Origin of the sequence: Paenibacillus wynnii, assembly GCF_000757885.1 — a bacterium.
GTDB classification, from domain to species: Bacteria; Bacillota; Bacilli; order Paenibacillales; family Paenibacillaceae; genus Paenibacillus_AQ; species Paenibacillus_AQ wynnii.
Genome location: NZ_JQCR01000002.1, coordinates 1,391,455 through 1,405,025, shown reverse-complemented (window position 1 = coordinate 1,405,025; position 13,571 = coordinate 1,391,455). Strand labels below are relative to the sequence as shown.

At 48.4% G+C, this 13,571-nt stretch carries 11 protein-coding genes and 1 pseudogene; 8 read left to right on the top strand and 4 right to left on the bottom strand.

Annotated elements, in window-relative coordinates; genetic code table 11:
* Window positions 1–79: 79 nt before the first annotated feature.
* On the top strand, window positions 80–481 hold the full coding sequence (acpS, locus tag PWYN_RS08825) for a holo-ACP synthase (protein ID WP_036650464.1): 402 nt from the start codon (window positions 80–82) through the stop codon (window positions 479–481).
* A gap of 59 nt (window positions 482–540) precedes the next feature.
* A complete protein-coding gene (mutY, locus tag PWYN_RS08820; RefSeq protein WP_240479704.1) occupies window positions 541–1,926 on the top strand; it encodes an A/G-specific adenine glycosylase in 1,386 nt (461 codons plus the stop codon).
* A 705-nt stretch (window positions 1,927–2,631) separates the two neighbouring features.
* Here the strand turns inward: mutY and PWYN_RS08815 are convergent.
* On the bottom strand, window positions 2,632–3,240 hold the full coding sequence (locus tag PWYN_RS08815; protein WP_036650460.1) for a superoxide dismutase: 609 nt from the start codon (window positions 3,238–3,240) through the stop codon (window positions 2,632–2,634).
* A 444-nt stretch (window positions 3,241–3,684) separates the two neighbouring features.
* Between PWYN_RS08815 and PWYN_RS08810 the strand changes: the two genes are divergently transcribed.
* The 5 genes and pseudogenes from PWYN_RS08810 to folE all read left to right on the top strand — a co-directional run bounded on the left by PWYN_RS08810 (window position 3,685) and on the right by folE (window position 7,114).
* Complete coding sequence (locus PWYN_RS08810) at window positions 3,685–4,104, top strand: GNAT family N-acetyltransferase (protein WP_036650458.1); 420 nt, start codon at window positions 3,685–3,687, stop codon at window positions 4,102–4,104.
* 189 nt (window positions 4,105–4,293) lie between these two features.
* Window positions 4,294–4,911: a signal peptidase I gene (lepB, locus tag PWYN_RS08805; RefSeq protein ID WP_036650456.1), complete on the top strand. Its 618-nt coding sequence runs from the start codon at window positions 4,294–4,296 to the stop codon at window positions 4,909–4,911.
* A 27-nt stretch (window positions 4,912–4,938) separates the two neighbouring features.
* Window positions 4,939–6,102: pseudogene (gene queG, locus PWYN_RS08800) on the top strand (tRNA epoxyqueuosine(34) reductase QueG); the annotation flags it as partial.
* A 117-nt stretch (window positions 6,103–6,219) separates the two neighbouring features.
* Window positions 6,220–6,468, top strand: coding sequence for a YneF family protein (locus PWYN_RS08795; RefSeq protein ID WP_036650453.1), 249 nt, complete (start codon window positions 6,220–6,222; stop codon window positions 6,466–6,468).
* Window positions 6,469–6,520: 52 nt separating this feature from the next.
* Complete coding sequence (gene folE, locus PWYN_RS08790; RefSeq protein ID WP_036650451.1) at window positions 6,521–7,114, top strand: GTP cyclohydrolase I FolE; 594 nt, start codon at window positions 6,521–6,523, stop codon at window positions 7,112–7,114.
* A 195-nt stretch (window positions 7,115–7,309) separates the two neighbouring features.
* Here the strand turns inward: folE and PWYN_RS08785 are convergent, their stop codons facing one another.
* Both PWYN_RS08785 and PWYN_RS08780 read right to left on the bottom strand, forming a co-directional pair.
* Complete coding sequence (locus PWYN_RS08785) at window positions 7,310–8,461, bottom strand: Fe-Mn family superoxide dismutase (protein ID WP_036650449.1); 1,152 nt, start codon at window positions 8,459–8,461, stop codon at window positions 7,310–7,312.
* Between the two features lie 126 nt (window positions 8,462–8,587).
* Window positions 8,588–9,592, bottom strand: coding sequence for an alpha/beta hydrolase (locus tag PWYN_RS08780; RefSeq protein WP_157261115.1), 1,005 nt, complete (start codon window positions 9,590–9,592; stop codon window positions 8,588–8,590).
* Between the two features lie 214 nt (window positions 9,593–9,806).
* Between PWYN_RS08780 and PWYN_RS08775 the strand changes: the two genes are divergently transcribed.
* Entirely contained in the window at window positions 9,807–10,550 is a 744-nt protein-coding gene (locus PWYN_RS08775) for an IclR family transcriptional regulator (protein ID WP_036650448.1), read from the top strand.
* A 97-nt stretch (window positions 10,551–10,647) separates the two neighbouring features.
* Here PWYN_RS08775 and acnA read toward each other — a convergent pair whose 3' ends face one another.
* The gene (gene acnA, locus PWYN_RS08770; protein WP_036650447.1) at window positions 10,648–13,392 is read right to left on the bottom strand and encodes an aconitate hydratase AcnA; all 2,745 of its coding nucleotides are present in this window, start codon (window positions 13,390–13,392) and stop codon (window positions 10,648–10,650) included.
* Window positions 13,393–13,571 lie beyond the last annotated feature (179 nt).

The window sequence follows — 13,571 nt, the reverse complement described above, 5'->3', positions numbered from 1 at the left end:
AATGACTACAATTTTTATGGTCATATCATACCATTTCCCAAACGGTAAGGGAATATATGTTCTTAAGGGGTGTGCAGGTTTGATTTACGGAATTGGACATGACGTACTGGACATTGATCGAATATCAGCGCTTATGGAAGGACGCCTGAGGGACAAGTTTATAGAGCGTGTACTCACTGCTCGTGAGATTGAGCTTAGTCACTGCCGTGGGCGGAAGTTGCCGGAGTATGTAGCTGGTCGATTCTCAGCGAAGGAAGCAATTGTTAAGGCTCTAGGCTGCGGGATCGGAAGTATACTTGGGTTCACAGATATTGAGATTGTGCCGGACGGACTTGGTAAGCCAGAAGTACGGTTATCCGCAGAGGCTTGGTCTAGGCTGGGACTTCCGAAGGGGCATAACTATAAGATTCATCTTACAATAACACATGAACGACGTTTGGCTTCAGCTTTTGCCGTAGTGGAGCAGCAGTCGCAATTATAAAGCGGCTATCGTTTCGGAAGAAGAAGCGTTGCGGTGATAGGAAAGGGGCTAGGAGAGTAATGATGACACAACAAGAGCAGCAGGAACAACAGGAGTCCAAGTTATTTTTCAGCCGTCATTTGCTGGAATGGTACCATCAACAGAAGCGGGATTTGCCATGGCGGCGTCATCGCAACCCTTATTATATTTGGGTTTCTGAAATCATGCTTCAGCAGACGAGAGTGGATACGGTCATTCCGTATTTCCACCGTTTTATTGAACGTTTCCCTACGGTAGAGGCGCTGGCAGACGCTCCGGAAGAGGATGTGCTCAAGTGCTGGGAGGGGCTGGGATATTACTCCCGCGCCCGTAATTTACAGCATGCAGCCAGACAGGTGAAAGAGCAGTACGGCGGGAACGTGCCGAATGACCGCGATGCCGTTTTCAGTCTTAAGGGAGTGGGCCCTTACACCGCAGGAGCCATTCTCAGCATAGCCTTCAACCGGCCGGAGCCGGCAGTGGACGGCAATGTTATGCGGGTTTTGTCCCGGTACTTCCTGATGGAGGATGATATCGCCAAGGGTCCCACTCGAATCAAGATGGAGCGCCTGGCAGCCGAGCTGATCCCGGAGGGATCGGCTTCACATTTCAACCAGGCGCTGATGGAGCTTGGGGCGCTCGTGTGCACGCCGAAATCACCGAGATGTCTTACCTGCCCGGTGATGGAGCATTGCGCCGGGAGGCTTGCGGGCTGCGAGACCTCGCTGCCCGTCAAGACTAAGGCCAAGCCGCCGCGCCCGGAGGAGCGGCTGGCGGCTCTGATCGAGGGCCGCGGTGCCCACGCGGGCCGAGTGCTCATTCGGCAGCGGCCAATGAGCGGGCTTTTAGCCCGCATGTGGGAGCTGCCGCATTGGCCGGCGCCGCCTGCGGAAGGCGCCGCTCCTGGCGCGCGGCTGGCTGATGCCGCGGCGCAGGACCGGCTGCGCCGGTCCCTGGTGAAGGCCGGGATCTCCGCCCGGCCTTCAGAGCACTGGATGGCTGCTGAGCATACATTCAGCCATATTATTTGGACCCTGCAGGTGTATCGCTGCAGGGAAGAGGAGGGCCTGCCGTTGCCAATGCCATTGGCGGCAGAAGGCCTGGCGGTTTACCGGGCGGAAGCCGCAGCGGCGGTGACCGCATATTCTCTAGAGGGCGCCAGTGCCAATGGCGCAGGGACAGCCTCGTCTGATATAGGCGAGGCCGGGATGACTCCGTCCCGCGGTGCAGACTTGGAGAGTGTACTCCTAACCGATAGCATCGTGCCCTTAGAAGTAGAAGTCTTTGCTGATGGAACCGAGAATCCGGAAGACATGGGGGCCGTACGCTGGATTAACCGTGAAGATATGGCGCGTTATGCATTCCCTAATGTTTTTCTGAAGCTGCTGAATAGTTACTTTGATGTACAAGAGGGAAGAAAAGAGTAGACATCGTAGATATCCCTTTACCTTCATTTCATTAATCTAAATAATTATTAGATATTGATTATTGGTTGATTTTGATTGATTGTAGTGTGAAGTATTTGTCGGTTTATTAATATAGTTGCACAATGTACAGTTAAAACCTATATTTCTCACTCGATTCCAAGCATAGTTGTACTCAGTACACTTATATCCTCTGAATATTGCGTAAAAGCGCCTATTCCTCATTTATAGTTGTATAAACTGCAATTATTTTGAACATTAGAGGAAATGAAAGAGGAATAAGTGTATAAAGTGCAATTAAGTAACCTTAATCTCGTGAACGAAGCAACCTAGCTAGCAATACATCGCATAGGGATCTAACAAGCAGCATCCAGGACGCTCCAGTGCAATCAGATATCCATAACCAATAATCCAACGAAATTACAGCTTAATCAAACGCTCCAGCACAACCCAGCATATCCAACAAATCAATAATCCACTATTTCCAACAACCCAGCATATCCAATCGAACGTTACCCAACAATCCAATATCCAAAAACTCCGTCACCCAGAAGTAGGGTGCACGGAGTTTTTTTGCATATATCTACTTTAGGAGGTAGCGTTAGGTATGGAGCCTGCCCCCGCACTCTTCCCCATGTACTTTCCTATATAAAAAGCCCCCAAGCCAAATGGCCTGGAGGCGTCGTCATTTAATTATAAGTTACCTTATTATTTGGAGCTTTCGTAGCGTTTGCCTACTTCTTCCCAGTTCACTACGTTCCAGAACGCCTTGATATAATCCGGACGTTTGTTTTGGTAGTTCAGGTAGTAAGCATGTTCCCATACATCCAGTCCAAGAAGCGGTGTTGCACCTTCGCTGATTGGGTTGTCTTGGTTAGGGGTGCTTGTTACAGCCAGCTTGCCGTCTTTGATTACGAGCCAAGCCCAGCCACTGCCGAAGCGTGTTGTAGCTGCTGTGCCGAAATCTTCCTTGAACTTGTCAAAGCCGCCCAGCTCGCTATCAATAGCCGCCGCCAATGCGCCAGTTGGTGCACCGCCGCCGTTCGGTCCGATAACTTCCCAGAAAAGGGTGTGGTTAGCGTGTCCGCCGCCGTTGTTGCGAACTGCGGTACGAATAGCTTCCGGTACTGCGTTTAGATCAGTAAGAAGTTCTTCAATGCTTTTGTCTTGCAATTCAGGCGCCTTTTCCAAAGCGGCGTTCAGATTAGTCACGTATGCGTTATGGTGTCTGTCGTGATGAATCTCCATCGTTAATGCATCGATGTGCGGTTCGAGAGCGTTGTTCGGATAAGGAAGTGATGGTAATTGAAATGCCATGAAAAAATCCCTCCTGAGTTTAGTTGAATTTTTAAGGTTATTTCCAATATAACCTATTGGATATGTACCCATCTGCCTACTATCATTAAACCGTATCTGGAACAATATTGCAACATTAAACAAACTAATGTGTTTAAAAAGTGTAACTGAATAAACGATTGAATTTCATTTGTAAAGGCAGTGTTAACACTGAAGGATATCCTGTTTTACATTGAATTATGCAGACTTTTTACCTTATATAGAAATCATTTCTAGTATTTTAATGTAAACGCTTAATATCAAGCGCTTTCACAAGAAAAGTCGTGATATCGCGAGAAAAGTATGCTTTAATAGATTTAAAAGCAGGTATTCCTCGTTTTTTGATGCTTTTTTCGTCTCCACATTGTTATGGGAAATCCTTCTTTTTGTAAAATCATAAGCCATAGAAAAGGGAGATTTTAAAGAATGCACGTTCGTTCCTTTCAATTAAGCGACGTTAGTCCAGTGACTGAACTGCTGCAGACCGCATTATCCGAAGAATGTTACACGAGCACAATGGAGCCTTTCTCTAGGCAGCTTTCATGGGATTCTGATCTCATAGTAGTTGCAGAAGAAGAAGGTGAAATTGTAGGTGCATTAATTGGTACGATTGAGCAGAATCACGGTTGTTATTTCCGTATCGCCGTCCACCCCGATTATCGCCGCAGAGGAATCGGTAGAAGCCTCGTAACAGCCATGGAAAACCGTTTTCAGGCACGTAAAGTCAAAGGTATTTTTGTAGCTGTCGACGAGCATAATGCCGCCGCTTTACCGTTGTATGAAGCTATGGGATATGATGAGAATCAAATCTTCAAGTCTGTACGGAAGCTAAGCATTGTTGGCTAGGCATATTATTGCTGTATCCTTCGTAAGCGGAATCATTTTTAGTATAGAGATCGATAGAGACTGAATAGTCTGTTCCATTATATTAAGCATATCTTCTGGGGAGCCGTTGCAAATGGCTGGAAGATATGCTTTTCTATTGTTATGCGATTGTTATCCGATTGTTTAATTAATGGGACTAGAGGGTGAAATATGAGCGACAATCTTGAAGAAGAATACTTGCGCAGCCGACAGCAGAAACATAAGCCATCCCGAAAAAAAAGCACACAGTTCTCACAAGGGAAGCGATGGATAGTGGAACTTAAAGACTGGATACTGACCGCTGTTGTGGTGTTTATCATCATGTCCTTGCTTAATATATTTGTATTTAATATTTCTACGGTTAAAGGTCAGTCCATGCAGCCAACCTTATGGGAAGGCGAGAAGTTGTTCATTAACAAAATCACGCTGTCGTTCGCGAACCCCAAGCGAGGGGATGTCATTGTTCTGCACGACCCCAGTACTGGATTGAACCGTAAAGAGTATCTGGTGAAAAGAGTGATCGGGATACCTGGAGATGTGGTGGAGGTTCGGGATCATTTATTGTATGTTAACGGAAAAGTTAAAGCGGAGCCATATATCGATACGGCCATTCAGGACCCTGATTTTGCTCCTATAACCATTGATGAGGACGGTTTTTTCGTTATGGGAGATAACCGACACGCTGGTGCAAGCAAGGATAGCCGGTATTTCGGGTTTATTACGAAGGATATGATTGTCGGAAGAGCTGCCTTTATATGGTGGCCATTTTCAAAATTAAATACATTATAGATTACTAATAAAAGGGAGAGGGCGGAAATGAACCCATTTAATCAGTCATCCATTGCTCCCCCTCCTTCCAAGTGGGACAAGCTTAAATCTGAGATTAAGGCTGCTGCACCGGCACTCGGTATTGACGATATCGGGTTTGCAACTGCAGAGCCGTTTCTATATTTAAAAACTATTCTCCAGGATCATCGGGATAAGGGCTATGAGTCCGGTTTCGAAGAGCCTGATCTGGATAAAAGAACGATACCCGCTCTGGAATCGGGTGAGGCCAAGTCTATTATAGCCGTAGCTGTAGCCTATCCTTCCAAAATGGAGGATCCTCCTAAGTCGGAGCCGGGTGAGCGAAGAGGGATTATGGCTCGTGCATCATGGGGGCAGGATTATCATCATGTGCTGCGTGAGGCTTTAGGGAAGCTGGAAGCTTTCATACGTGAGCGTGTGCCTGATGCGGTGCTGGAGAGTATGGTGGATACTGGAGTACTAGTTGACCGGGCTGTAGCAGAGCGTGCCGGAATAGGCTTCAGCGGTAAAAATTGCTCGATTATCTCGCCCCATTATGGCTCATGGATCTATCTTGGCGAGATGATTACGAATATTCCATTCGCGCCCGATACTCCTGTACAGGAGGGGTGCGGAGACTGCACAAAGTGCATAGACGCTTGTCCTACCGGAGCTTTGGTAGGTCCGGGACAGCTTAATGCTCAGGCCTGTATCTCATATCTCACCCAAACGAAGGGCTTTCTAAGTGATGACTACATGACAAAGATCGGCAATCGGTTATACGGTTGTGATACTTGCCAGATTGTCTGTCCGCATAACCGCGGCAAGAACTGGGATCATCGTCCGGAACTGTTACCCGATCCTGAGATTGCCAAGCCGTTACTGCTGCCTATTCTTGACCTTAGCAACCGTGAGTTCAAGGAGAAGTTCGGCAGCAGCTCAGCTGCATGGAGAGGGAAAAAACCTATCCAGCGCAATGCAATTATAGGCTTGGGCAACTTTAAAGAGAAAGCTGCTATCCCTAAATTACGCGAAATATTGCTAAAGGAACCCCGTCCGGAAATGCGCGGTACTGCCGCTTGGTCACTGGGGCGAATTGGGGGTTCGGAGGCATTGGCTGCGGTAAAGCAGGGGCTGGAGCAAGAGGAGCATGAGACCGTATTGGAGATGCTGCATAAGGCAGAGGACAAATTGCTCAATTCCCAATCGTAAGGAGTGGGATTTGCCAATTGCTGTCCAGTTCTTGAAATGCTATGATAGATTCGCACGCCTTGGGCGTAGCAGACAATAGAGCATAGAGGTGGACTTTAGATGGATATCGCAATACCTATTATTACGTTGGTCGTTGGACTTCTGGGCGGGTTTTTCATCGGTGTATATTACCTGCGCAGACAAATGACAACGATGCAGAATGATCCTGAAATGCTTCAAAAGGTTGCCAAACAAATGGGTTATAACCTGAACGGCAAGCAAATGCAGCGCGCTCAGCAAATGATGAAGAACCAGAATCCGGGACGTAGTCCGGGCGCTGGTAAAGGGCAAAACCGTAAGGGGAAGTAAACAGGCCCGGTATAGATAGAATTTCAGTACGGGTCCGGAAGGGGGAAGTTTCATGGGGCGCATCAACGAATACGTAAACGGTAAGGTTTCTGATAACCGTGAAAAGATCGAGTATCATGTTGGGAAGATATTAGAGCTGATCGGTGAGGATGCCGGTCGCGAAGGACTGCTGGAAACACCGGCGCGTGTCACGCGCATGTACGAGGAGATATTCGGAGGATATTCTGTAGATCCCCGAGAGGCGCTTGGCGTCACTTTTGATGAATCTCATGAAGAATTGGTGATCGTGAAGGACATTGTGTACTACAGTCAATGCGAACATCACATGGCCCCTTTCTTCGGTAAAGTGCATATCGGTTATATTCCAAGCGGTCGAATCGCTGGACTTAGCAAGCTGGCCCGGCTGGTAGAAGCGGTGAGTCGCCGCTTGCAGGTTCAGGAACGTATTACGGCACAAATCGCGGATATTATGACCGAGGTACTGCACCCACACGGTGTTATGGTTGTTGTTGAGGGAGAGCATCTGTGCATGTGCGCTCGTGGAGTGAAGAAGTATGGCAGTAAGACATTAACGCTTGCGACCAGAGGAACCTTCCGCGAGGATGCAGCCGCCCGTGCTGAGTTTTTAGCACTGATTAAGGAATAGATAATAAACTATAGAACCGACCTCGGGGAATCCTCTGAGGTCGGTTTTTTATAAAAATATAAGAAAGTATAAGTTTTCAGTATACTTTGCTTATATTTCTACGAGAAACGGGTACCTGAAAGCGATACGGAGTATCGCTGCTTCGGAAGCATAGGCTCCCATTAAGGACGGCAAGCCGTTTCTTCTTGTTAGTGGTTAAAAAGGTTCCCACATCAGCCTGCTTGCTTGTGTATACCGCTTGGATACATAGGGCCAATTAACAACCTTCCACCAATCTTTAATATAATTAGCGCGATTATTCTGATGCTTCAGATAATAGGCATGCTCCCATACATCTAGGGTCAATAAAGGTACAACATCCCATTGCGATAAATTTTGATGTTTTTCTGCCGTTAGTATTTCAAGTCTTCCGCTGCGCGGACTCCATACAAGAATAGCCCAGCCGCCACCTTCAACCTTGTTCGCGGCTTCGCTGAACTGCTGCTTGAAGCGGTCATAGCTTCCGAAGCTGCTGTCCAAAGCCTCTAGAAGAGATCCAGTTGGACGTCCACCCCCTAAAGGGGACAATATGTTCCAGAAGATCGTGTGTAAGTAATGCCCGGCACCATGGAAGGCCAGCTCCCGTTCCCAGTGCTTGACGAGATCATAATTATCAGTCTTGCGCGCCTCTGCCAGCTCTACCTCAGCTTTGTTCAATCCATCAACGTAACTCTGATGATGCTTATCATGATGAATTCTCATGGTCTTTTCATCAATATAGGGCTCTAATGCGTTATAGGGATAAGGGAGCGGAGGTAGGCGGTGGCCCCCAATCGGTACAGATTCCTGGGTGTGGACTTCTGAAAGAGTAACAGCGGAGGGTATTCCGGCTTCGGTTTCTCTGTTATCAGCCGCGGCGTTTCCTTGCATTTCACGGCCCAGGAGACCCGGGGAGGCGAGCCCTTCCAGAACACCGATGAAATACTCAGATTCACGTATGATATGCAGGAGGACTGTTACAGCCAGCGGTATTTCTTTGACTGCAGCACTGGCCTCCATGACGGCGTACAATTGTCTTATGAATTCGTGTGATTGGTTGCAGGATATGTGCAGTAAATGTTCTATTTTGGCCTCTGTCATCTCTGAGTTGGGCATGGAGGGGGTAAGTGCAGCATTTAGCATTGACCGGGCAGCCTCTTCGGTTGCTCCGAAGACAACGGCCCATTCATCAAGCAACTTCACATAGGGTTCTTCAAGATTGGGAATAATCGCTTTAATAACAGCGGTATGTTCCGTTTCTTGGGTTTTCCAAAAGACAATCTCCTCTAGAACTCTAATAGGCATCAACGGCCCGTATACATATAGCATCTCATACAGTCCTCCCCTGATTAGTAATCATCAGTCATTTATATGACCGGGAGACTTAGGTTATGAAAACAGCCCCTTCCCGGGTAGTTTTCCTGGGAAGAGGCTGTCTGTTCAGATAAGAAAGCATCACTTGGCAATCTGGACATTGCCAAGAAATGCGGATACGCGCCGCAGATATTCCCGCGGATGTTCACGGAATAACAGTTCATGGTGGCTGCCCTCGATAATCCAGGATTCAGAATAGGGATGGGTCTGATTCGCAGCCAGCTCCTCGGCGATCGGGTAAGGAGCCTTCTCATCCTTAGTCCCGTGCAGGAACAGAACCGGAAACGGGTAGTCCTTGGATTTGACCTTTGCATAAGGAATTTGATCCAGCCCTGTACCGTTCAGTACCGGAAAGATCAGCTCCATGATTTCAAGGGAAGGCTGACGCGGCAGATCGATATTTTGCTTAATATTGTGATACAGTGTATCCGGCTCAAGCAAGAAGGTGCTATCAAGTATCATCGCATCAACGTCCTTTGTGACCAGGCCGGATTGGAGCGCGGTTCCTGCCCCCATCGAGAAGCCCCATACTACGATTTCTTTGGCTCCGCGCTCTTTGGCAAATTGAATCGCGCCAAGCAGCTGCTGGGATTCCTTTTTGCCCCCGGTAGCTAGATCTTTGTTAGTCTGGGAAGCGAATGCATAATCGAACATCACCACATTGAAATTAAGACGGTGGGCATAATGAGCCAGATCGTACATCGGTACCCACGTTTCTTCACGGTTGGCACCATAGCCATGACTGAACACGATGGTTTTGGTGGCACCTTTTGCCGGGATATACCAGCCCTGCATGTTACGGCTGCCGTCTAGCGCCCGGAAGGATACTTCCTCATATTGCAGACCCTTGGCTATGGCCGGGTTAGAATAAAGGGGGGCTACTGTCGGGTTGGACAACACCCACGCAATATAAGCGTGCAATGAAATAAAGCAGAATACAAAGAAGAAAAATACCGATAGCAGCAGCGCTACTATAATATGTTTAAGTCGAATCCTCCCTAGGGGAAGCGAAGGAAAGGCATCATCAGTAAGTTTAGTGGGTTTCCGGGAGACAGGTGAGCGTGTGTGGGCAGTTACCAGATCCATAGGGTCCCCTCCTAAAAGTTTATATAATTAATCGTATGTTCATGTCCTTACAAAGTCAATGAATTCGCCCCATTTGTAATGTAAATGTAAACTAGAACCCAAGGTTTTCCGTCCGCCGAATATACTGGACTTTTCGCAGACCTTTGCACTAATATGATTATATGAAATAATGTAACCGTGTTTCATTTGATGAAACAATGAAGGGGAGATCGTTGTGGAAGACCGGAAACTTACAGTACGCGCTGTAGAACGGGCGCTGGATATATTGCTATGTTTTACACGGGAAAGTGATCTGGGATTAACGGAGATCGCGTCGCAAATTGGACTTCATAAGAGTACTGTACATAGGCTGCTTACCACTCTGGAGGAGAAGGGGTTTCTCATTCGCAATCCGGCAACCGAGAAGTATCGGTTAGGTATTCGCATCTGGGAGTTGTCAACGCATCTCCCGGCCTTTGATGAACCTGCTGCATTGTTGCTTCCCGCTATGGAACGGCTGCGGGACCGGCTTGGTGAGACGGTTAGTTTATATCTGCGTGATGGAACCGAACGGGTACGCATTCAGGCTGTTCAGAGTCAACAGGCCATACGGCGTGTCGCACAGATTGGCGCAAGGCTTCCTTTATCTGTAGGAGCATCAAGCAAAGTACTGGCAGCTTATGCTCCTCCTGAGGTGCAGAAGGCGTTGCTGGAGGGACAGGATTGGCCTTCAACTGTAGATCGAATGGTCTATGCTAAACAGTTGAAAGACATCACGAGGTTGGGTTATGCGACCAGTCTCGAGGAGCGGGAGCCCGGTGCCGCCGCTGTAGCTGTACCTATTGTCGGTCGAAGCGGAAATGTAGTGGCGGCTTTGTCGCTTTCGGGACCGGTTAGCCGTCTTTCTAAGGAGACGCTGATTGACTATGCAGCTGTGCTAATTGAGGCTGCGGGTGAAATGGGTATGATGATTCCTTAATTTTTATCTGCAGCGATAACAAATAGCCCTCGAACCTTCCGGGCAGGAAGGTTCGAGGGCTATAATGCGTCCCTGAGTAGGGAGCGCTGAATTATTATTAATCTACAGGTAATGCTTCTGTTGTAGAAGTGGCATCCGCCAACATTTGGCGAAGTACCGTTTGTAGAATGCCGCCGTTCCGGTAGTAATCAATATCCACCGTGCTGTCAAGCCGTGCGATTACAGGGAAGTCGAACTTCGTACCGTCCTCACGGGTGGCAGTAACGGTCAACTCTTGACTTGGCAGGACATTGTTATCCAGGCCGGTAATGTCAAAGGACTCACGACCGGTAAGACCAAGACTGCTCCAGCCATGACCTTCCTGGAATTGCAGCGGAAGAACACCCATGCCCACGAGATTACTGCGGTGTATCCGCTCGAAGCTCTCAGCGATGACCGCCTTAACGCCCAGCAGGAGAGTACCCTTAGCAGCCCAGTCACGAGAGCTGCCTGTACCGTATTCTTTACCGGCAATTACGACGAGATTTTGGCCGGCGGCTTGGTACAGCATGGAAGCATCATAGATCGACATTACTTCCTCACTCGGCAGGAAGGTGGTAACTCCGCCTTCTGTGCCTGGAGCAACGGCGTTACGAATCCGGATATTGGCGAACGTACCGCGCATCATGACCTCATGATTTCCGCGGCGTGAGCCGTAGGAATTGAAATCTGCACGCTCTACGCCATGGTCACGTAAATATTCGCCGGCTGGACCGGAGGCAGAGATATTACCGGCTGGCGAAATATGATCCGTCGTAACGGAATCAGCCAAAAGTGCCAGTACACGCGAGTTACTGATATTTTCGATATCGCCAAGACCATCTGCAAGATGCTCGAAGAATGGCGGATTCTGAATGTAAGTAGAATTGTCATCCCACTCGTACAGCTCGCCTTCTGGTACAGCAATGGAGTTCCAACGCTCATTAGCAGTGAACACATTCTCATATTTGCGGCGGAACATTTCCGGGCTAAGGGATTGGCTAATGGCTGCATGAATTTCTGCGGAGGACGGCCAGATGTCTTTGAGGAATACAGGCTCTCCCTGTGGATCAAATCCAAGCGGTTCCGTCTGCAAATCGATATCTACTGTACCTGCCAGCGCATAAGCAACGACAAGTGGCGGAGAAGCAAGATAGTTGGCCTTAACCTGAGCATGAACACGGCCTTCGAAGTTCCGGTTACCGGAAATTACAGCGGCTACCGTCATGTCATTGTCGATAATGGCCTGACTAACTTCATCCGGAAGCGGGCCGGAGTTACCAATACAAGTAGCACAGCCGTAACCCGCTACGTAGAAACCTAAGGCTTCAAGCGGCTTAAGCAAGTTGGCTTTCTCCAGGTACTCTGTTACAACAAGGGATCCCGGAGTCAAGCTGCTCTTAACATAACCTGGTTTGGTAAGTCCGCGTTCAACAGCTTTCTTAGCCAATAATCCAGCACCCAGCATAACACTTGGGTTAGAGGTATTCGTACAGCTCGTAATAGCTGCAATGACTACTGCACCTGTGCGTAGCTTGCTTGAGCTGCCATTCTTATGTTGAATATCAACAGTTTGGGCAATTTTCTCATCACTGAGGCCATAGCCACCCTTATCTACAGGCGTACGGATGATGCCCTCGAAGTTCTCCTTCATATGGGTCAGCTCAATCCGGTCTTGAGGGCGTTTCGGTCCTGCCAAACTCGGTACAACCGAAGCCAAATCCATCTCTATGAAGTCGCTGAACTGTGGATCTGGAGTATCCGAAGTGCGGAACATGCCTTGAGCCTTATAATAGTTCTCTACCAAGGCTACCAAGTCATCAGGGCGACCTGTGCTTCTCAAATAAGCCAAGGTTTCATCATCTACAGGGAAGAATCCAATGGTAGCTCCGTATTCTGGAGCCATGTTGGCTACTGTTGCCCGATCTGCAAGACTGATATTCGCGAGTCCCGGTCCGTAGAATTCTACGAACTTGCCAACGACACCTTTCTTACGAAGCATTTGAGTAACGGTCAGAGCCAAATCGGTCGCAGTAGCCCCTTCCATAAGGCTGCCGGTAAGCTTGAAACCAACAACATCCGGTGTGACAAAATACAACGGCTGCCCGAGCATGCCTGCTTCTGCTTCAATACCGCCCACACCCCAGCCGACAACACCAAGACCGTTAATCATAGTCGTATGGGAGTCAGTTCCTACAAGGGAATCCGGGTAAACGACTGTTTCGCCGTCAACGGTTTTGGTAGTAGCCACGGAAGCCAAATACTCCAGATTTACCTGGTGAACGATACCGGTGGAAGGAGGAACTGCACGGAAATTATTAAATGCTGTCTGCGCCCAGCGCAGGAAGCGGTAGCGTTCTTCATTACGTTCAAATTCAACATTAATGTTGTAATCCAAAGCATCCGCGGTACCAAAGGCATCAACCATTACAGAGTGGTCAATAACGAGATCAACCGGTACAAGCGGGTTAATCGTCTTCGGATCGCCGCCCGCCTTTTTAACGGTATCACGCATAGCTGCAAGATCTACAACTACCGGTACACCCGTGAAATCCTGCAGGACTATACGAGCCGGGATAAAAGGGATTTCCTTGTTGCGGTCTGCACCGCCGGCCCATCCGGCCAGCTGCTTCACATGATCTTCTGTAATCGCGCGCCCATCGAACTGGCGGACAGCTGCTTCAAGCAGTACTTTAATGGAAAAAGGAAGTGATGTGATGTCCCCGAGACCTTGTTCCTCAAGGGATTGAAGATCATAATAGCGGTAAGTCTTGCCGCCCGACTCCAGGTTACGGGCCAGCGAGAAGTGGTCCTTGCTTGGCATAAATGCGCCTCCTTGTTTCATCTGTTGAAACTCAATTTCAAATCGCATCTACAATAATTATAACGTTTACATAGAGGGGAGTAAAGTTTTTTTTACTCCTAATTCGCCCGAAAGATGCGGATATTTAAGTGTAGTAATTCCCTCTTGAATCCATTCTATCTGTATAGCTCCATGATTGC